Source organism: Micromonospora sp. NPDC003776, assembly GCF_053605645.1.
Map to the genome: position 1 here is coordinate 1 of NZ_JBSGJR010000061.1, position 19,381 is coordinate 19,381.

At 73.9% G+C, this 19,381-nt stretch carries 13 protein-coding genes; 7 read left to right on the plus strand and 6 right to left on the minus strand.

Going from position 1 to position 19,381, the window contains the following annotated elements:
• Positions 1 to 282: 282 nt before the first annotated feature.
• A complete protein-coding gene (ppc, locus tag ACWEVO_RS08240; RefSeq protein ID WP_452306875.1) occupies positions 283 to 3,069 on the minus strand; it encodes a phosphoenolpyruvate carboxylase in 2,787 nt (928 codons plus the stop codon).
• Positions 3,070 to 3,193: 124 nt separating this feature from the next.
• Positions 3,194 to 4,246, minus strand: coding sequence for a hypothetical protein (locus tag ACWEVO_RS08245; RefSeq protein WP_452306876.1), 1,053 nt, complete (start codon positions 4,244 to 4,246; stop codon positions 3,194 to 3,196).
• Between the two features lie 84 nt (positions 4,247 to 4,330).
• Between ACWEVO_RS08245 and ACWEVO_RS08250 the strand changes: the two genes are divergently transcribed.
• Entirely contained in the window at positions 4,331 to 5,371 is a 1,041-nt protein-coding gene (locus ACWEVO_RS08250; RefSeq protein ID WP_452306877.1) for a S66 family peptidase, read from the plus strand.
• Here ACWEVO_RS08250 and ACWEVO_RS08255 read toward each other — a convergent pair.
• A complete protein-coding gene (locus ACWEVO_RS08255; RefSeq protein WP_452306878.1) occupies positions 5,365 to 6,537 on the minus strand; it encodes an FAD-dependent monooxygenase in 1,173 nt (390 codons plus the stop codon). The genes ACWEVO_RS08250 and ACWEVO_RS08255 overlap by 7 nt on opposite strands.
• A gap of 91 nt (positions 6,538 to 6,628) precedes the next feature.
• On the opposite strand from ACWEVO_RS08255, the gene ACWEVO_RS08260 reads away from it, so the two are divergent.
• Positions 6,629 to 7,228, plus strand: coding sequence for a PadR family transcriptional regulator (locus tag ACWEVO_RS08260; protein ID WP_452306879.1), 600 nt, complete (start codon positions 6,629 to 6,631; stop codon positions 7,226 to 7,228).
• 33 nt (positions 7,229 to 7,261) lie between these two features.
• Here the strand turns inward: ACWEVO_RS08260 and ACWEVO_RS08265 are convergent, their stop codons facing one another.
• Positions 7,262 to 7,945: a cyclase family protein gene (locus ACWEVO_RS08265; protein WP_452306880.1), complete on the minus strand. Its 684-nt coding sequence runs from the start codon at positions 7,943 to 7,945 to the stop codon at positions 7,262 to 7,264.
• Positions 7,946 to 8,147: 202 nt separating this feature from the next.
• Here ACWEVO_RS08265 and mfd point away from each other — a divergent pair, with 202 nt between their 5' ends.
• The 5 genes from mfd to ACWEVO_RS08290 all read left to right on the plus strand — a co-directional run bounded on the left by mfd (position 8,148) and on the right by ACWEVO_RS08290 (position 16,126).
• On the plus strand, positions 8,148 to 11,792 hold the full coding sequence (gene mfd / locus ACWEVO_RS08270) for a transcription-repair coupling factor (RefSeq protein ID WP_452306881.1): 3,645 nt from the start codon (positions 8,148 to 8,150) through the stop codon (positions 11,790 to 11,792).
• Positions 11,793 to 11,848: 56 nt separating this feature from the next.
• Positions 11,849 to 12,622 (plus strand): hypothetical protein, encoded by a 774-nt coding sequence (locus ACWEVO_RS08275; protein WP_452306882.1) that lies wholly within the window; start codon positions 11,849 to 11,851, stop codon positions 12,620 to 12,622.
• Between the two features lie 5 nt (positions 12,623 to 12,627).
• Positions 12,628 to 13,605: a nucleoside triphosphate pyrophosphohydrolase gene (locus tag ACWEVO_RS08280; protein WP_452306883.1), complete on the plus strand. Its 978-nt coding sequence runs from the start codon at positions 12,628 to 12,630 to the stop codon at positions 13,603 to 13,605.
• Positions 13,606 to 13,691: 86 nt separating this feature from the next.
• On the plus strand, positions 13,692 to 14,462 hold the full coding sequence (locus tag ACWEVO_RS08285; protein ID WP_452306884.1) for a GNAT family N-acetyltransferase: 771 nt from the start codon (positions 13,692 to 13,694) through the stop codon (positions 14,460 to 14,462).
• Between the two features lie 41 nt (positions 14,463 to 14,503).
• On the plus strand, positions 14,504 to 16,126 hold the full coding sequence (locus ACWEVO_RS08290; protein ID WP_452306885.1) for a DUF885 domain-containing protein: 1,623 nt from the start codon (positions 14,504 to 14,506) through the stop codon (positions 16,124 to 16,126).
• Here ACWEVO_RS08290 and mgtA read toward each other — a convergent pair.
• Positions 16,123 to 18,753, minus strand: coding sequence for a magnesium-translocating P-type ATPase (mgtA, locus tag ACWEVO_RS08295; RefSeq protein ID WP_452306886.1), 2,631 nt, complete (start codon positions 18,751 to 18,753; stop codon positions 16,123 to 16,125). The two genes, ACWEVO_RS08290 and mgtA, sit on opposite strands and share 4 nt — an antisense overlap.
• A 151-nt stretch (positions 18,754 to 18,904) precedes the next feature.
• Positions 18,905 to 19,381: NAD(+) diphosphatase (locus ACWEVO_RS08300; RefSeq protein WP_452306887.1), on the minus strand; the 477-nt coding region annotated here is incomplete at its 5' end.

The following is a 19,381-nucleotide window of genomic DNA, read 5'->3' on the forward strand; positions in this document are numbered from 1 at the left end:
CGTTAACAACCCCGTTCCACTAACACTATTTCCATCACCGCCGCTATTCCGATCTGCTGCTCGCGGCGGCCGGGCCGTGGCCCACAGAAGGTTAACGCGGATTGTCTCACCGACATGATCATGTCGCTGAGACATGCCGGTCGTGCGGGGTGTGCGCTTCGGAGCGGCGTCGTGAGCGGGGGATCCAGGGGATGGCACGCCTGACGGAAAGCCGCTGGCGGCGAGCCTGGCCGGCCGCCCGGCCAGGGCAGGAGACCCGCCCGGGCCAGGCGAACCGGTGGCTCAGCCGGTGTTGCGCATGCCGGCGGCGATGCCGTTGACCGTGGTGAGCAGCGCCCGTTCCAGCGCCGTGCCGTCGTTGGGGGCGCGCCGCCCGCCCGGCGCCGTGGCCACCGCCCGGCCGGCCGCGCCGGAGTCCCGGTACTGGCGCAGCAGCGCCACCTGGAGGTGGTGCAGCGGCTCCAGGTAGGTGTCGCGCACCGCCAGGGTGCGCTGGAGCACCGGCGAGTTCTCCAGCAGGGCCGGCGAGTTGGTGACCGCCAGCACCTCCTGCTTGGTCAGCTCGTACTCCTGCTCGATCTTCTCGAAGATCGGGTGCAGCTTCCTCGGGACCAGCGTCTCCACGTACCGGCGGGCGATGGTGAGATCGGTCTTGGTCAGCATCATCTCGACGTTCGACAGGAACGTGCGGAAGAAGTGCCAGTTCCGGTGCATCTCGGCCAGCACGTCCGCCAGGCCGGCCGCCCGCGCGGCGGCCAGGCCGGAACCGACGCCGAACCAGCCGGGCACGATCTGCCGGGTCTGCGTCCAGCCGAACACCCACGGGATGGCCCGCAGGCCGGACAGGCCGGCGCCGGTGTTCGGCCGCTTCGCCGGCCGGGAGCCGATGTTCAGCGCGCCGAGCAGTTCGGTCGGCGTGGAGGCCCAGAAGTACGCCGGCAGGTCCGGGTCCTCCACCAGCGACCGGTACGACCGGAACGCCGACTCGGAGACCACGTCCATGGTGGCGTCCCAGCGTTCCAGCATCTCGGCCGGCTGCCGGGGCGCCGTGTGCAACAGCGTCGCCTGGAGCACCGCCGCCACGGTGAGTTCCAGGTTCTCCCGGGCCAGCGCGGGCAGCGTGTACTTGTCGGAGATGACCTCACCCTGCTCGGTCACCTTGATCGCGCCGTCCAGCGTGCCGTACGGCTGGGCCAGAATGGCGTCGTGGGTGGGGCCACCGCCCCGGCCGACCGTGCCGCCCCGGCCGTGGAAGAGCCGCAGGTGCACGCCGTGCCGGGCGGCCACGTCCCGCAGCGCCCGCTGGGCCCGGTGGATCGACCACTGGCTGGTGGTGATGCCCGCCTCCTTGTTGGAGTCGGAGTAGCCCAGCATCACCTCCTGCACGTCGCCCCGGGCCGCGACCAGCGCCCGGTAGGCGGGCAGCGACAGCAGCTCGTCCAGCAGCTCGCCGCCGGCGTTCAGCTCGGCCGGGGTCTCCAGCAGCGGCACGATGCCGATCCGGGCCCGGCCGCTGTGCACGTCGATCAGGCCGGCCTCGCGGGCCAGCACCACCGCGGCGAGCACGTCGTCCACCCCGAGCGTCATCGAGATGATGTACGACTCGATCACCTCGGTGCCGAACCGGTCCTGCGCCTCGCGGATCGCGCCGAACACGTCGAACGTCTTCCGCGCCGACTCGGTGAGCGGGGTGTCCTGGGTGGACAGCGGCCGGCGGCCGGCCAGCTCGTCGGCGAGCAGCTTGGTGCGCTCCAGCCGGGTCAGCGACGGATAGTCGGACACCTCGCCGACCGCCGCGTAGAGCTGGGCGAGCACCTCGTGGTGCTTCTCGGCGTGCTCGCGGACGTCCATGGTCGCCAGGTGCAGGCCGAACGCGGACACCGTACGGATGGTGGAGGCGAGCAGGCCGACGGCGGTGAGCTGGCCGGAGTTGCGGGCCAGCGAGGCGCGCAGCAGCTCCAGGTCGGCGATCAGCTCGGCCGAGCCGCGGTAGTCCCGCCCCGGCACGTGCGCGGTGCCGTTGCGCAGCCGCTCCCGGGTGTTGGCCAGCTTCGCCTTCACGCAGCGCGCCTTGAGCCGGTACGGCTCCTCGGCGTTGACCCGGCGGAACCGGGGCGCCACCTCGGGCAGCGCGTCCAGGTCGGCGGCGAGGCTGGCGGAGAGGTCGAGGGAGACCGCGCGCAGCCGGCGGGAGACGGAGACCTCGCTGATGAGGGCGTCCATCGCCTTCTCGGTGGCCTCGATGCCGTGCTCGTGCTGGATCCGCAGCACCTCGCTGGTGACCGTCGGGGTGACGAACGGGTTGCCGTCCCGGTCGCCGCCGATCCAGGTGCCGAAGGTCAGCGGCCGGGAGGTGGGCGAGGTCTCCACGCCCAGCGTCCGCAGCGTGTCGGCGAGGTCGTCGAGCACCTGCGGGGCGGCCTCGGCGTGCAGGTCGCGCAGGTAGTAGATGGCGTTGCGGGCCTCGTCGGTCGGGTCCGGCCGGTCCAGCCGCAGCTCGTCGGTCTGCCACATCAGGTCCAGCAGTTCGGCCAGGCGGCGGTTGGCCGGGCCCTCGTCGCTGGCCCCGTAGAGGATCGCGTTGGCGGTCTCGGTGTCCAGTTCGTCGGCGACCGCGCGCAGCTTGGACAGGATTGAGCGGCGGGCCGCCTCGGTGGGGTGGGCGGTGAAGACCGGGCGTACCGCGAGCCGGCGGGCCGCGGCGGCGATCTCCTCGGCCGGCACCCCGCGCTCGGCGATCATCTTGGCCGCCTGGTCCAGCCAGCCGCCGTGCATGGCCCGGCGCCGGCGCAGGTCGCGGGCCCGGTGCACCTGCTCCGTGATGTTGGCCAGGTGGAAGTAGGTGGAGAACGCCCGGGCCAGCTTGGTCCCGGTGGTGACGTCGAGGCCAGCGAGGCGCTGGGCGGCGGCCGGCGCGTCGGAGCGGACCTGGGCGCGGATCTCCTCGACCAGGTCGAGCAGGGGTCGGCCCTCCTGGCGGGCGAGCGTCTGCCCGAGCAGGGTGCCGAGGCGGCGGATGTCGGCCCGCAGCGCGGCGTCCGGGCCGTCGTGGTCGTGCTGGTCGGTCACGAGTGCGCTCCTTACGCGAGTACGAAGGACAGCGCTGTCCGACTCCCTGGATGGTATCTGCGTCGGGCCCCCGGACAGGAGGGGGACCGCGTGATGATCTGCACTCTGGGACGGGCGGCCCGGCTCAGCCATCGGCCCGCGGCCCGCCGGCGGAAGCGGCTCCGGCCTGCGCGCGGACGGCCCGGCGGTGGGCGCGGAACACCGTCGCGGTGACCAGCCCGAGGAGCCCGGCCAGAACCCAGACGGCGAGCCCGGTCAGCGTCCAGCCCATCGACTGGCGGTCGAAGTAGACCGCCGACTTGATCAGGTCGGTGGCCAGCCCGGGCACGTTCCACCGGTGCATCCCGCGCAGCCAGCCGGGCAGGAACTCCGGGGCGTAGATGCCGCCGGAGCCGGGGTTGCCGAGCACCACCAGCAGCAGGATCACAAGGCCGGTGCCGAGCAGCCCGAGCCAGGCCTGCACGGCGGCCGCAACCATCGCGGCGGCGAAGACGGTGAGCGCCCCGACGGCGGCGACCGCCGGGATGTCGTGGTGCCAGACGTCGAGGATCGGACCGACGACGGTCGCGCCGATGATGCCCAGCACGATCGCGTAGGCGGCCAGCGCGGCGACCCGCAGCCCGGCCCGGGGGAGGCTGACCGGGGCGGTGCCGGTCTTCAGGCCCAGCGCGGTGGAGGCCAGGTAGCCGCCCAGCACGTACCCCACGGCCAGGTAGAACGGCACGAGGCCGCGCGGGTCGGTCCGCTCCACCGGCACCTCGTCAGTGACCTGGATGGGCAGGCCGGCCTGCTGGGCCGCCTGGGTGAAGACCTGGGTGACCACGTCGGCGGCGGCCGGCGCGGCGGCGCTCGCGGTGCTGAGCCGCAACGCGTTGCCCGGGCCGGAGGTGAGCACCCCGTACACCTCGCGGCCGGTCAGGCCGTCGGCGGCGGCGTCGGGATCGTTGTACTCGACCGGTTTGATCTTGTCGGTTCGGCCGCGCACGGCGGCCATCACCGCCTGCGCGCGCTGGTCGCCGAGGACCACCCCGACCGGTACGTCGCGGGGGGTGGGTTGGTGCAGCGCCCCGACGTAGGCGGCGATGAACGCGGTGGCCAGAGCGAGGGTGCCGACCAGCAGCGCCGCGGTGCGCGGCAGCCAGTCCCGTACCGGAAGGTCCCGCTCCGCCTCGTCCACGGGCTCAGCCTATTGCCCGCATATGCCCGACTCGTGGGTTTCTCGGGGGCGGAAATGGCTGGCCCGGCCCGATAGCGTCGGGTCATGACGCCGCCGAGCTATCCCGCCAAGCCGAAGCCGGGCGACCGGGTCGCCGTGGTCTCGCCCTCCGCCGGCCTGCCGGGACTCTTCCCGCACGTGCACGAGCTGGGCCTGCGCCGGCTGCGCGAGGAGTTCGGGCTGGAGCCGGTGGAATATCCGACCACCCGGCGAATGGGGGCCGACCCGCGGGACCGGGCGCGTGACCTGACCGCCGCCTTCGCCGACCCGACGATCACCGCGGTGCTCGCCACCGTCGGCGGGGACGACCTGATCGCGGTCACGCCGCACCTGGACGACGCGGTGCTGCGGGCCAACCCCAAGCCCTACTACGGATACTCGGACAACACCAACGTCCTCAACCACCTCTACCGGCTGGGCATGGTGGCCTACCACGGCGGCTCGGTGCTGGTGCACCTCGGCCGGTCCGGCAAGCCGAACCCGGTCACCTTCGACTCGCTGCGCGCCGCCCTGTTCACCTCTGGCTGGTACGACCTGGCCCCGGCGACCGAGTGGGGCGACGAGCCGCGCGACTGGCGGGACCCGGCGACGCTGGCCGAGGAGCCGGTGATGTTCCCCGGCGAGGGCTGGCGCTGGCACGGGCCGGCGCGGGTGGTGCAGGGGCGGACCTGGGGCGGCTGCCTGGAGATCATCCACTGGCTGATGGCCACCGACCGGGTCCCGTCGGCCGACGAGCTGGCCGGGTCGGTGCTGGTCTTCGAAACCTCGAACGAGCTGCCCACGGCCCAGGAGGTCTTCCGCATCGTGCGCAACCTGGGCGAGCGGGGCCTGCTCGCCGCCTTCCCGGCGATCGTCGTCGGCCGGCCCAAGGCGTGGGACTTCGACCGGCCGCACACCCTGGCGGAGCGCCGGGCGTGGGGCGAGGCCCAGCGGGAGGCGATCAACCGCGCCCTCGCCGCCTACGCCGACGACCCGGTGGTGGTCTTCGACGTCGACCTGGGGCACACCGACCCGCAGCTGATCATCCCGTACGGCGGGGAGATCCGGGTCGACGCGGTCGAGCGGCGGATCTCGGTGCGTTACTGACCCTCGGCGGTCACCGTGGCCTGCCAGTCGATGTGGTGGCGGTGGACGGGGCCGAACATCTGCTCCGGGGTGGGCATGGCACGCGGGGCGTCCGCCTGCCCGGCCTTGGCCCGGTTGGTGGCGGCCGCGTTGCCCCCGATCAGCTCCACCCGGCCCCGGCGCAGCCGCTCGTACGCGCCGAACGCGGCGGCGTGGTCGGGCAGGTCGCGCAGGCAACGGGCCAGCTCGACGGCGCTCTCGATGGCCAGTGAGGCGCCCTGCCCGGAGCTGGACGAGGGGGCGTGGACCGCGTCGCCGACCAGGACCAGGCGTCCGCGGTGCCAGTGCGGCACGGACGGCATGCGCTCCATCGGCCCGGTGGCCATCAGGGTGTCGGGTGCGGTGTGCGCCAGCAGTTGTTCGCCGGGGACGAGGCCCGCATAGCGCTCGCGCAGCCGCGTCAGCCACTGCTCCGCCGGGATCTGCCGGACCTCGGACCAGGTGAGTGGCTCGGTGCGGGGCGGGCTGGCGAACCAGCAGATCCGCCCGTCGGGCAGCCGCCACCAGCCGATGAACGAGCTGCCGAAGGCGAAGTGCATGGTGCCGGGCTCGGCGGGCGCGACGTCCGCCGCGACCAGGCCGCCGAAGCCGAGCACCCCGGCGTACTCGGGCCCGGGTGCGGTCGGGTCGATCAGCGTCCGGACGGTCGAGCGGATGCCGTCGGCGCCGATCAGCACGTCGCCGCTGGCGCTGCTGCCGTCGGCGAAGACGGCGGTCACCCCGTCCGGACCCTCCTCGGCCCCGACCAGGCGCCGGCCGTATTCGATCTTCACGCCCTCGGCGAGCGCCCGGTCGGTGAGCGCCTGGTACAGCTCGGCGCGGGCCATCGCGTGGGTGGCGGGCAGCCCGGAAAAGCCGTGGAACTCGGCGAGCCGGTTTCCCGCGCCGTCGGCCATGACCACCCCGGGAACCGGGTGGCCGACCGCCTGGACCGCCTCGTCCGCCCCGACGATCCGCAGCGCCGCCAGGCCGTTCGGCGCGAGGCTCAGCATCGCGCCGACGCCGTCCGCGCCGCCCGGGTACGCCTCGTGCACCGTCGCCTCGATGCCCGCCCGCGCCAGCGCCATCGCGGTCACCGTGCCGCCGATGCCGCCGCCGATCACCACTGCCGTCCGTACCGTGCCCATCTCCCGACTCCCTTCAATCGCGTAACAACGAGAATAGTTTCAGTGAAACTAGTCCGTGTCAACTAGTTCGGGTCGTCCTATGATCGCTGGCATGGAAACCGCCGCCCGAAGCTCGCCGCTCGCCCTGACCGTGCTGGCCCTGCTGCACCAGGAGCCGCTGCACCCGTACGGCGTGCAGCGGCTGATCAAGCAGTGGGGCAAGGACCAGGTGGTCAACGTGGGGCAGCGGGCGAGCCTCTACCGGACCATCGAGCGGCTGCACGCCGACGGGCTGATCGCGGTGCGGGAGACCGGCCGCGACCAGGCCTACCCGGAACGCACCGTGTACGAGTTGACCGACGCCGGCCGGCGGGCCGCCCGCACCTGGCTACGGGCCATGCTGGTCGAGCCGAAGCAGGAGTTCCCACAGTTCCCGGCGGCCCTGTCGCACCTCGCGATGACCAGCCCGGCGGAGGCGGCGGAGCTGCTGGAACAGCGGGCCGACCGGCTCGGGCGAGCCCGGCGGGACCGGGCGGCCGCGCTGGCCGCGCACGCCGACCTCCCCCGGGTCTTCCATCTCGAGGACGAGCACCTGGACGTGGTCACCGCCGCCGAGGAACGGTGGTTGCGCTCGGTCGTCGAGGACCTGCGCACCGGCCGGCTCACCTGGACGGCGCCGGCACCCCCGCCCGAGGGTGCCGACCCGGCCTGACCTGGCCCGGAGATCGGCGCGCAGTCGGCGAGGTCAGTCGACGACGGCGAAGGCGCGGACCGGGAAGGTCCCCATGCCGGCCACCCGGGGCGGCGCGGCGGTGAACCGGAACCCCTGCGGTGGCAGGGCGGCCAGGCCGGTCAGGTGCTCCACGATCGGGACGCCGGCGGCGAGCAGGGCGCTGTGCGCCGGGCGCTCGCCCGCGGCGGCCGGGGTCATGTCGTCGATGTTGACCGAGTCGATGCCGACCAGGACGGCGCCCGCCGCCACCAGCCAGTCGGCGCCCTCGCCGGTCAGGTAGGGCGCGTCGGGGCCGGCGTACCGGTCGGTGCCGAAGTGGACGTCCCACCCAGTGTGCAGCAGCACCGCCCGCCCCGCCACGTCGTACGGCGCCAGCATCGGCCGGTCCGCCGCGCGGGTGCCGGCGGGCACCGGGACCACCAGCCCGGGCAGGTCGGCGAGGCGGTCCAGCGGAACACCGGTGAGGTCCGCCCCGTCCGGCCAGCGGTGGGCCGGGGTGTCCAGGTAGGTGCCGGTGTTGGCGATCATGTCGATCCGGCCGACGTGGAACTCGACGCCCGGCGCGTACCTCGACCGGGAGTCCTCCCGGGTGAGCCAGTCCGTGATCCGGGGTGGCTGCCAGCCGGGCAGGGTGACCATCCCGTCGGTGATCACGTGGCTCAGCTCGACGAACCGCGTCCGGTGCTGCCCCGTCATGGGCTCACCGCACCACGCGACCGGCCGGCGGTCAAGATCCGTCCCACGGAGGTGCCGCACCGGGGGAGTCACGCACCCTGCGGGGACGTACGCGGCGCCACCCGGATTGTCCCCGGCGCGGGATAGTCTCGGAAGGTGCACCCCCCGTCCGGCCGGACGCGGGGTCGTCGCCGTGCGTCGACCTTCCTGGAAGTGATCACTGATGCTCACCGGACTCTTCTCCGCCGCCCTGGCCGACCCCGGGCTGGCCCGGGCGCGTGACCTGGCGCGCTCCGGTGCCGCGCAGGTCGACGGCCTCGACCTCACCGCCCCCGCGGCGCTGCGCCCGTTCGCCGTCGCGGCGGTGGCCGCCGACGAGCCGGCCGGCGGCGCCGGGCGGCCGGTGCTGGCCGTGACCGCCACCACCCGCGAGGCCGACGACCTCGCCGCCGCGCTGGGCAGCCTGCTACCGCCGGAACAGGTGGCCGTCTTCCCGTCCTGGGAGACGCTGCCGCACGAGCGGCTCTCCCCACGCTCCGACACCGTCGGGCGGCGGCTGGCCGTGCTGCGCCGCCTGGCGCACCCGGAGGCGGCCGACGCGCAGGGCCGGACCGGGCCGCTGCGGGTGGTCGTCGCGCCCGTCCGGTCGCTGCTCCAGCCCCAGCTCAAAGGGCTCGGCGACCTGGAGCCGGTGCAGCTCGCCGCCGGTGACGAGGCGGACCTGGAGGAGGTCGCCCGGCGGCTCACCGACATGGCGTACGCCCGGGTCGACCTGGTCACCAAGCGCGGCGAGTACGCCGTGCGCGGCGGCATCCTCGACGTCTTCCCGCCCACCGACGAGCACCCGTCCCGGGTCGAGTTCTGGGGCGACGAGGTGGAGGAGATCCGCACCTTCGCCGTCGCCGACCAGCGCACCATCGAGGGCGTCGCGCAGCTCTGGGCGCCGCCCTGCCGGGAGCTGCTGCTCACCCCCTCGGTGCGGAAGCGGGCCGCGGCGCTCGCGCAGGAGCACCCCGAGCTGGCCGAGATCCTCGACAAGCTGGCCGAGGGCATCCCGGTCGAGGGAATGGAGTCCCTCGCCCCGGCGCTGATCGGCGCCGACTCGATGGAGCTGCTGGTCGACTGCATGCCCGCCGGCACCCACGTGCTGCTCTGCGACCCGGAGCGGATCCGTACCCGGGCGCACGACCTGGTCCGTACCTCGGACGAGTTCCTCCAGGCCAGCTGGGCCGCGGCCGCCGTCGGCGGCCAGGCCCCGGTCGACCTCGGCGCGGCCGCCTTCCGCACCCTGGCCGACGTGCGCACGGCCGCCCGCGCCCTGCGCCAGCCCTGGTGGACCCTGGCCCCGTTCGGACTGACGGAGGCGGAGGCCGCACCGGCCCGGCAGCCGTGGGAGGACGAGCCGACCGAGGTCGACGTCACCCCGGACGACGCCATCGCGGTGACCCTGGCCGCCCAGCCCGCCCCGCTCTACCATGGCGAGACCTCCCGGGTGGTCGACGATCTCAAGCGCTGGGCCGGCGAGGGCTGGTCGATCGCGCTGGTCTTCGAGGGGCACGGCCCCGCCCAGCGGGCCGTCGAGGTGCTCCGCGACGCCGGCCTCGGCGCCCGGCTCACCGAGGAGGTGCCGGCCGCGCCGGGCCCCGGCGAGCTGCTGGTCTCCTGCGGCTGCCTGACCGCCGGCTTCGTCGACGAGGCGTCCCGGTTCGTGCTGCTCACCGGCAACGACGTCACCGGCGGCCGGGGCACCTCCACCCGAGACATGCGCAAGCTGCCCAGCCGGCGGCGCAACACCATCGACCCGCTGGAGCTGAAGGCCGGCGACCACGTGGTGCACGAGCAGCACGGCATCGGCCGGTACGTCGAGCTGGTGCAGCGCACGGTCAACGGGGCCAGCCGGGAATACCTGGTCATCGAGTACGCGCCGAGCAAGCGGGGCCAGCCCGGTGACCGGCTCTTCGTCCCCACCGACCAGCTCGACCAGCTCTCTCGGTACGTCGGCGGCGAGCAGCCCACCCTGCACAAGATGGGCGGCTCGGACTGGCAGAAGTCCAAGGCGCGGGCCCGTAAGGCAGTCCGCGAGATCGCCGCCCAGCTCATCCAGCTCTACGCCGCCCGCAAGGCGTCCAAGGGGCACAACTTCGGCCCGGACACCCCGTGGCAGCGGGAGCTGGAGGACGCCTTCCCCTGGCAGGAGACGCCGGACCAGCTCGCGGCGATCGAAGAGGTCAAGCGGGACATGGAGCAGACCGTCCCGATGGACCGGCTGATCTGCGGCGACGTCGGGTACGGCAAGACCGAGATCGCGGTCCGGGCCGCGTTCAAGGCGGTGCAGGACGGCAAGCAGGTGGCGGTGCTGGTGCCCACCACCCTGCTGGTGCAGCAGCACTACAACACCTTCGCCGAGCGGATGAGCCAGTTCCCGGTCGCCATCCGGCAGCTGAGCCGGTTCCAGACGCCGAAGGAGACCGAGCGGACGCTGGAGATGGTCGCCGACGGCACCGTCGACATCGTGATCGGCACCCACCGGCTGCTCCAGGCGTCCACCCGGTTCAAGCAGCTGGGGCTGGTCATCATCGACGAGGAGCAGCGCTTCGGCGTCGAGCACAAGGAGCACCTGAAGACCCTGCGCGCCTCGGTCGACGTGCTGGCCATGTCGGCCACCCCGATCCCGCGCACCCTGGAGATGGCGATCACCGGCATCCGGGAGATGTCCACCATCGCTACCCCGCCGGAGGAGCGGCATCCGGTGCTCACCTTCGTCGGGGCGTACGACGACCGGCAGGTGGCCGCCTCGATCCACCGTGAGCTGCTCCGCGATGGGCAGGTGTTCTACCTGCACAACCGGGTCGAGTCGATCGAGAAGGCGGCCCGCCGGATCCGGGAGCTGGTGCCCGAGGCGCGGGTCGCGGTGGCGCACGGCCAGATGGGTGAGGAGGCGCTCGAGAAGGTCATGGTCGGCTTCTGGGAGAAGGAGTTCGACGTCCTGGTCTGCACCACGATCGTGGAGTCCGGCATCGACATCCCGAACGCCAACACGCTGATCGTGGAGCGTGCCGACCTGCTCGGCCTGGCTCAGCTGCACCAGATCCGCGGCCGGGTCGGGCGGGGCCGGGAGCGGGCGTACGCGTACTTCCTCTACCCGTCGGACAAGCCGCTGACCGAGAACGCGCACGAGCGGCTGGCCACCATCGCCCAGCACACCGAGCTGGGCGCCGGCATGTACGTGGCGATGAAGGACCTGGAGATCCGGGGTGCCGGCAACCTGCTCGGCGGGGAGCAGTCCGGCCACATCGAGGGCGTCGGCTTCGACCTGTACGTCCGGATGGTCGGCGAGGCGGTCTCCGCCTTCAAGGGCGAGCACCCGGAGGAGGAGACCGAGGTCAAGGTCGACCTGCCGATCGACGCCCACCTGCCACACGACTACGTGAGCGTCGAGCGGCTCCGCCTGGAGATGTACCGCAAGCTGGCCGAGGCCCGCGACGAGGAGCGGTTGCGCGAGGTGGTCGCGGAGATGACCGACCGGTACGGCGAGCCGCCCGCGCCGGTGCAGAACCTGGTCGCGGTCGCCCGGTTCCGGCTGCTGGCCCGCCGGTACGGCCTCACCGACGTGTCGATGCAGGGCAAGCACATCCGGTTCAGCCCGCTGCCGCTGCCCGACTCCAAGCAGCTCCGGCTCAAGCGCTACCACCCGGACTCGGTCTACAAGCAGGCCCTCGACCAGGTAAGCGTGCCCCGGCCGAGCACCCGCCGGGTCGGCGGTGAGCCGCTGCGCGACCAGGCGCTGCTCGAGTGGTGCGCCCAGCTCCTCTCCGACGTGCTGGGCGAGCCGGCCACGGCCCAACCGGCCTCGGCGGGGGCCCGGTGAGCCGGGCGGGGTGGGCGGCGTCACAGCCGCGTATCGGCCGTGAGAGAGTGACCCGCATGCGTGCTCGCCGTCTCTTCGCCGCCGCCAGCGTCGCGGCCCTCGCTGCCCTCTCCCTCGCCGGCTGCGGCCGGTCCGCGCCGGACGTCGCCGCCTACGTCGGGGACACCCGCTACTCGGTCGACCGGGTGGACGAGATCTACGCCGACGCGCAGGCGCAGTACGCCGACGCGGTCCGCGGCCAGCGGGCGGCGACGGGCGCCACGCCGGCGCCGGAGGAGCTGCGTTCCTCGGTGACCCGGCAGGACGTGCTGAACCTGCTGATCGCCGTCGACCTGGGCAAGCGGGTGGTGGCCGAGAAGAAGATCCCGGTCAAGGACGAGGTCTCCCCGGAGCAGCTCCAGCAGCAGCTGCAGATGCCGGCCGGCGCCGAGTACGCGAAGCTCTGGGGTGAGTGGGTGGACATCTCCGGCGCGCTCCAGCAGGAGCTGCCGCCGGCCGACCTGAGCGACGACGCCATCATGGCCGTCTACCAGGCCATCGCCAAGACCGGCGCGATCCGGTCGGGGCTGTCGGTCGCCCAGGTCAAGGAGGCGTTCGGCGAGGGCGGGTTCGTGCGCAGCGCCACCGCGCTCAGCGCCGCGCTGCGTGCGGAGGCGGAGAAGGTCGACACCTCGGTCAACCCGAAGTACGGCCCGATCGGCGTGCCGTCGGTGGTCAGCACCGGCCAGTCGCTGGTCTTCTACGCCCTGCCGTACATCAACCACGACGGTCCGGTCACCGACATCTCGACCCCCGAGGCACCGGAGACCAGCGCCCCGGTCAAGCCCTGAGCGGCATGACGGCACGGATCGTCCTGCTGGTCACCTCGCCCCGGCTGCCGGCCGGCCTGCTGACCGCGGCCGCCTGGGACGTCGTACGCGCCGCGCCGGTGCTGACCGGCGCGGAGAGCGAGCTGGCCCGGGTGGTCCGGACGGCGGGCGCCCAGGTCGGCGTGGTCGCCGAGGGTGCCACGCAGGCGCTGCTCGACGCGGCGGCGGCCCACGGCACGGCGGTCTGGCTGGCCGGCCCGACCGGCGACGAGGCCCTCGCCCGGGAGCTGGGGCTGCGGCTGGCCCGGGAGCCGGGCCTGGCCGAGCTGGAGCTGATGTACGGCTCCTGGGACCCGCCGGGCGCCCGGCTGCTGGACGCGGTCGAGGTGATGGACCGGCTCGCCTCGCCCGGCGGTGACCCGTGGAAGCGGGCGCAGACCCACCGCAGCCTGGCCGGCTTCCTGCTCGAGGAGTGCTACGAGGCGTACGACGCGATCAGCGCCGACGACACCGACGCGCTCCGCGAGGAGTTGGGCGACGTGCTGCTGCAGGTGCTGCTGCACGCCCGGCTCGCCGAGGACCTGCCGGAGGGGAAGCGCTGGACCGTCGACGACGTGGCCGGGGGCCTGGTCGACAAGATGGTCCGGCGCAACCCGCACGTCTTCTCCGGTGAGCAGGCCGGTTCGCTGGAGGAGATCGAGGCGAACTGGGAGCGGATCAAGCGGGCCGAGAAGACCCGGGAGTCCGTGCTGGACGGCATCGCGTTGAGCCAGCCGGCCCTGTCCCTGGCCGCGAAGATCCTGGACCGGGCCGGCCGGATCGGCCTCGCCGTGCCGCCCCCGTTGGCGGAGTCCCAGGTGGACCCGGAGGCCCGCCTCGGCGCCGGCCTGCTCGCCACGGTCGCCGCCGCGCGGCAGGCCGGCATCGACCCCGAAGCCGCCCTCCGCCGTGCCGCCCTGGCGTACGCCGACGCCGTCCGCGCCGCCGAACGCAAGGGCTCCTGACCGGACGGCGGTCCGTCGAGTCGGATGGTTGATTGCCGCCAGCCGGCGTGCGGATCATCGTGCAGGCATCCCACGAGGAGGCCGAGATGACGCCGTACGACGACGATCGGGCGCTGGCGGACAGCGCCACACACGCCCTGCTCACCTCCAACGCCCGGCTCTGTGCGGCGCAGCGCGGGCGGGGCTGGAGCCGGCAAGGCGGTGGGGCTGCGCTGCTCGTCTCCGGTGGGCGGATCCCGACGCTCAACGCGGTGATCGTCACGGCGCCGGACGCCGATGTCGCGGCGGTGGGCGAGCGGCTGGACGAACTCGCCGCCACCGGCCTGCCCCACTCGGTCAAGGTGCGGCCCGCGGCGGCCGACGCGGTCAAGGAGCTGCTGCTGAGCCGGGGGCTGAGCCCGCAGGACGAGTTGCCGCTGATGGTGCGCACCGGGGCCGCGCCGCCGGTGCCCTCGCCGGAGGGCCTGGTGGTGCGGCGGCTTCAGGTCGGCGAGATGACCGCGCACATGGCGATGGCGGCGGCCGGCTTCGAGGTGCCGGAGGAGGTGATGGTCGAGGTGCTGACCGACGATCTGCTGGCGCTGCCCGGGTTCCGGGCGTACGTCGGTGCGGTCGCCGACGAGCCGGTCACCACCGGGGTGGGGATGGCCGACGGGGACTGGCTGGGGGTGTTCAACGTGGCCACGCCGTCCGCCCACCGGCGGCGGGGCCTCGGTGCCGCGATCACCGCGCACATTCTCGGCGAGGGGCTCGCCGCCGGTGCCCGGGCCGCGTATCTCCACTCCTCGCGGCCGGGGCTCGGCGTCTACGAGCGGCTCGGCTTCCGTACCGTCGAACGCTGGTTGCTCTGGTGGTGACGGGAGGCCGCCGGTCGGCGGGTCCGGTTAGGGTCGTCGGCATGGAACCCTTCGTCCCCCTGGCCGAACGGATCGTCGAGGCCCTGCTGGAGAGCCGGCCCGGCCTGGCCACGTCGGCCGGGGACCACCGGTACGACGACCGGCTGCCCGACCTGTCCGCCGACGGCCTCGCCGCCGACCAGGCGATGCTCAAGGACGCGGCCGATGCGCTCTCCGAGATCGACCCGGACTCGCTCGACGTCGACGAGCGGGTCGACCACGCGCTGCTGAGCAGCCTGGTCGACCGGGGGATGTTCGAGGCGACCGAGATCCGCGCGCACGAGTGGGACCCGCTGCGGCACAACCCGGGCCCGCTGCTGCACGCCCTGCTGGCCCGCCCGTTCGCCCCCGCCGAGGTGCGGCTCGAGAGCCTGGCCGGCCGGCTCGCCGCCGTACCGGACGCCCTGGCCACCGCCCGCGCGACCCTGCGCGACATGCCGCGAATCCATGCGGAGACGGCGGTCGGGCAGTTCACCGGCACGGCCGCGCTGATCCGGGACGAGGTGCCCGGGCTGCTCGCCGAGGCGCCGGCGATGCACGACCGGGTGGAGCCGGCCGCGACCGCGGCGATCGCCGCGCTGGAGGAGTTCGTGGCGTGGCTGCGGATGGAGCTCTCCGCCGACGCCGGCCCCGGGCGCGACCCCCGGCTGGGCCGGCGGCGCTGGGAGGCGCGGCTCTGGCACACCCTCGACACCGAGCTGAGCGCCGCCGAGGTGCAGCGCCGCGCCTGGGACAACCTGGAGCGGGTCACCGCGGAGATCCGCGAGGCGGCCGTCGAGCTGGTCGGCGGCCCGGCCGACGACGAGACGGTACGCCGGGCGCTGGACCTGCTCGCCGCCGAGCACCCGAATGACGCGACCATCGTGGACCTCGCCTCGGTCACGCTCGACGAGGCGAGCGACTTCGTCCGGGCGCACGACCTGATCAGCCTGGTCGACGACCCGTGCGTGATCCAGGAGATGCCGGAGTTCGCCCGGGGCGTGGCGGTGGCGTACTGCGACTCGCCGGGCCCGCTGGAGACCGCGGCCGTGCCGACCTTCTACTGCATCGCGCCGACCCCGGCGGACTGGCCGGCGCAGCGGGTCGAGTCGTTCTACCGCGAGTACAACGACCACATGATCCGGAACCTGACCGTGCATGAGGCGATGCCCGGTCACTTCCTCCAGCTCGCCCACGCCCGCCGGTACGCCGGCCCGACCCGGGTCCGGCCGCTCACCGAGTCGGGCGTGTTCATCGAGGGCTGGGCCGTCTACACCGAGGAGCTGATGGTCCGGCACGGCTTCGGCGGGCTGCCGGTCCGGCTCCAGCAGCTCAAGATGCAGCTCCGGATGACGATCAACGCCCTGCTCGACCAGCTCGTGCACTGCGACGACCTGCCCGAGGCGGAGGCGATGGCGCTGATGACCGGGCGGGGCTTCCAGGAGGAGGGCGAGGCGGCCGGCAAGTGGCGGCGGGCGCTGCTCACCGCCACCCAGCTCTCCACCTACTTCGTCGGCTACAGCGAGATGGCGGACATCGCCCGCGCCCGACCCGACGGGGTGTCGGTCCGCGACTGGCACGACGCCATGCTGGCGCACGACTGCCCGCCACCCCGCCACCTGCGCACCCTGCTGGGAACCGCCTAACGGCTGCTGAACCGCGCGGCCCGGCGGTGGGTGCGCCGACGGCGTACCGCCGCCGGTTCGCGGCGGCTCGGTCGCAGCAGGTCCGACGAGGCGAACAGCGCCCGCTTCGTCACCTCCACCAGCGCCAGGTACGCCGCCACCAGGCCCACCAGCACCGGCAGGAAGACCGCCGGCAACGGGCGGAAGCCGAGCGGCCCGGCCACCGGCAGGTACGGGATCAGCCAGGCCACCGCGACCGCGCCCAGCGCTGCGAGCAGCAGGGGCCGGCTGGGCCGGCTGCGCCAGAACGGGCTGGTGTGGGTACGGATGGCGAACACCACCAGCGTCTGGGTCGCCAGCGACTCCACGAACCAGCCGCTGCGAAACTCGACCGGCCCGGCGTGCAGCACGTTGAGCAGCAGCGCGAAGGTGAGGAAGTCGAAGAGCGAGGAGAGCGGCCCGAAGGTCAGCATGAACCGGCGGATCTCCCGCAGGTCCCAGTGCGCCGGCCGGGCCAGTTGATCGGCGTCCACCCGGTCGGTGGGGATGGCCACCTGACTCAGGTCGTAGATCAGGTTGTTCAGCAGGATCTGCGAGGGCAGCATCGGCAGGAACGACAGGAACGCCGACGCCCCGGCCGCGCTGAACATGTTGCCGAAGTTGCTGGACGTGCCCATCAGCACGTACTTGATGGTGTTGGCGAAGATCCGCCGCCCCTCGGTGACCCCGTCGGCGAGCACGTCGAGGTCCTTCTCCAGCAGCAGCACGTCGGCCGCGTCCTTGGCCACGTCGGTGCCGCCCGCCACGGAGATGCCGATGTCGGCGGCGTGCAGGGCCAGCGCGTCGTTCACCCCGTCGCCGAGGAACGCCACGTCCCGCCCGGCGGCTCGCTGGGCGCGGACCAGCCGGGCCTTGTCCTCCGGGGAGACCCGGGCGAAGACTGTGGTGGCCTCGATCGCGGCCGGCAGCGCCGCGTCGTCGATCCCGGCCAGTTCGGCGCCGGTCAGCACCCCGGTCACCGGCAGGCCGAGCTGCGCGCAGACCCGCACCGCGACGGCCGGGTGGTCGCCGGTGATCACCTTGACGCCGATGCCCAGCCGGGCGAGCCGGTCCAGCGCCGCCCGGGCGTCCGGCTTCGGCGGGTCGAGGAAGACCAACAGCCCGCGGAAGGTGAGGTCCCGCTCGTCGTCCGGCCCGATGCCGGTCAGCCCGGGGGCGGCCCGGCTGGCCACCGCGACCACCCGGCCACCGCCGGCCAGCCGCTCGTCGAGGGCCCGCCGCGCCGCCTCCGGTACGTCCGAGCACAGCGCCATGACCTCCTTGGCCGCGCCCTTGGTCACCAGCATCCGCCCGTCCGGCCCGTCCACCAGCACGCTGACCCGGCGCCGCTGGTGGTCGAAGGGGAGCAGACCCACCCGCCGGTACGCGGCCACCGGCTCGGCCGCGGCGCCCGGCGCCGCCCAGAGCGCCTGGTCCATCGGGTTGCCGTCGCCGCCGGTGGTGGCCTCGTTGGCGAGCAGCCCGGCCAGCAGCACGTGCGGGTCGGCCCGCCCGTCCGGGCCGAGGGTCTCGGTGAGGCTGAGCCGCCCGTCGGTGAGGGTGCCGGTCTTGTCGGTGAAGAGCACCTCGACGTTGCCCAGGTCCTCCACGCAGACCAGCCGCTTCACCAGCACCCGGCGGCGGGCGAGGACACGGGTGCCCGCCGCCAGGCTGGCGGTGACGATGGCGGGGAGCAGTTGCGGGGTGATGCCCACGGCGATGGCGAGGCTGAACAGCACCGCGTCGATCACCGGCCGGTGCAGCACCAGGTTGATCACGAAGATCACCCCGGTCAGTACGCCCGCCACCCGGGCCAGCATCAGCGAGAACCGGCGCAGCCCGCGCTGGAACTCCGTCTCGCCCTGCCGCTCGCCGAGGCCGGCCGCGATCCGGCCGAACGCGGTGTGCCCGGCCGTCGCGACCACCACGCCCAGCCCCGAGCCGGCCCGGACCACGGTGCCCATCAGCGCGCAGGAGGCCAGGTCGTCCAGGGCGGCCCCGGCCGACACCGGGGCCGGGTCCTTGGCCACCACCACCGACTCGCCGGTCAGCACCGACTCGTCGCACTCCAGCCGGTGGGTCTCGGTGAGCCGCAGGTCCGCGGGGACCACCGCGCCCAGGTCGATCCGGACCACGTCGCCGGGGACCAGGTCGACCACGTCGACCACCTCGGTCCGGCCGGCCCGGACCACCGGCGCGGTGTGCCGGATCCGGTCGTGCAGGGCGGCTCCGGCCCGCTCCGCCCGGTACTCGTTGACGAAGCCGAATCCCACGCTGATCGCCAGGATCACCCCGATGACCAGCGCGTCCGTGCGTTCCCCGACGAAGTAGGAGACCGTGGCGGCGACCAGCAGCAGGCCCAGCAGGGCCGAGCGGAACTGTCGGACCAGCACCGCGGCGGCGGAGACCCGGTGGCTACGGACCGCGTTCGGACCGAGCTGGGACCGGCGGCGGAGCACCTCCTCGGGGACCAGACCGGCCGGGCCGGTCCCGAGCGCGGCGTGCACCTGGTCGACCGGAAGGCTCGCTGCCTCGGTCACCGGCAGCCAGCCCTCGTCCCGCCGCGCCTCGGCCTGCCGCACCGCCACCGTTCCCGTCGTCCGACCCATCGCGTCGGCCCCCTCACCCATTGCACACCCGGGCGCGACCGCCCGGGCCAGCATCCGCCGCACCGACGGGCCGGGGTCAGAGCCGTCCGGCCCGTCGTCCCGGGCGGGAGGGCCGGGCCCGGCGGGGCGGGGTGAGCAGGTTCGCGCGGGCTCAGCGCGGGCCGGCGGCGACCGCGTCGATCAGCCAGCGCGAGATGGAGTACGCCGGGGGTAGTTCCGTCGGCAGCGCGTCCACCGGGAACCAGCGCGCCTCGGTCAGTTCCCGCGGGTCGACCACCGGCTCCGCGTCGGGCCCGGTGACGGTGGCGGTGAAGCCGGCCAGCAGGGTTCCCGGGCCGGACATCGCCCAGGGCTGGCTGTCCACGTACCGGGGGCGCCCGATCGTGAGCCCGACCTCCTCGCCCACCTCCCGGTGGGCGGCCGCCTCCAGCGACTCGCCGGCCTCGACGAACCCGGCGACCAGCGCCCACAGCTCGGTCGGCCCGTACGCGTGCCGGACCAGCAGCAGTTCGTCCGGGCCGCCGGCCCGGCCGGTCACGGTGCTGAGCACCTGGGCGTTGACCGCCGCCGGCCTGGTCAGCCGGGACATGCTGCTCGCCGACCGGCCGCTGACCGACTTCATCTGGCG

Excerpts from the sequence above, each read along its gene's own strand:
- ACWEVO_RS08250 (WP_452306877.1), top strand. The coding sequence starts at position 4,331 with ATGACGCCGCCGAGCTATCCCGCCAAGCCGAAGCCGGGCGACCGGGTC.
- ACWEVO_RS08255 (WP_452306878.1), bottom strand. The coding sequence starts at position 6,537 with ATGGGCACGGTACGGACGGCAGTGGTGATCGGCGGCGGCATCGGCGGC.
- ACWEVO_RS08260 (WP_452306879.1), top strand. The coding sequence starts at position 6,629 with ATGGAAACCGCCGCCCGAAGCTCGCCGCTCGCCCTGACCGTGCTGGCC.
- ACWEVO_RS08265 (WP_452306880.1), bottom strand. The coding sequence starts at position 7,945 with ATGACGGGGCAGCACCGGACGCGGTTCGTCGAGCTGAGCCACGTGATC.
- mfd (WP_452306881.1), top strand. The coding sequence starts at position 8,148 with ATGCTCACCGGACTCTTCTCCGCCGCCCTGGCCGACCCCGGGCTGGCC.
- ACWEVO_RS08275 (WP_452306882.1), top strand. The coding sequence starts at position 11,849 with ATGCGTGCTCGCCGTCTCTTCGCCGCCGCCAGCGTCGCGGCCCTCGCT.
- ACWEVO_RS08280 (WP_452306883.1), top strand. The coding sequence starts at position 12,628 with ATGACGGCACGGATCGTCCTGCTGGTCACCTCGCCCCGGCTGCCGGCC.
- ACWEVO_RS08285 (WP_452306884.1), top strand. The coding sequence starts at position 13,692 with ATGACGCCGTACGACGACGATCGGGCGCTGGCGGACAGCGCCACACAC.
- ACWEVO_RS08290 (WP_452306885.1), top strand. The coding sequence starts at position 14,504 with ATGGAACCCTTCGTCCCCCTGGCCGAACGGATCGTCGAGGCCCTGCTG.
- mgtA (WP_452306886.1), bottom strand. The coding sequence starts at position 18,753 with ATGGGTCGGACGACGGGAACGGTGGCGGTGCGGCAGGCCGAGGCGCGG.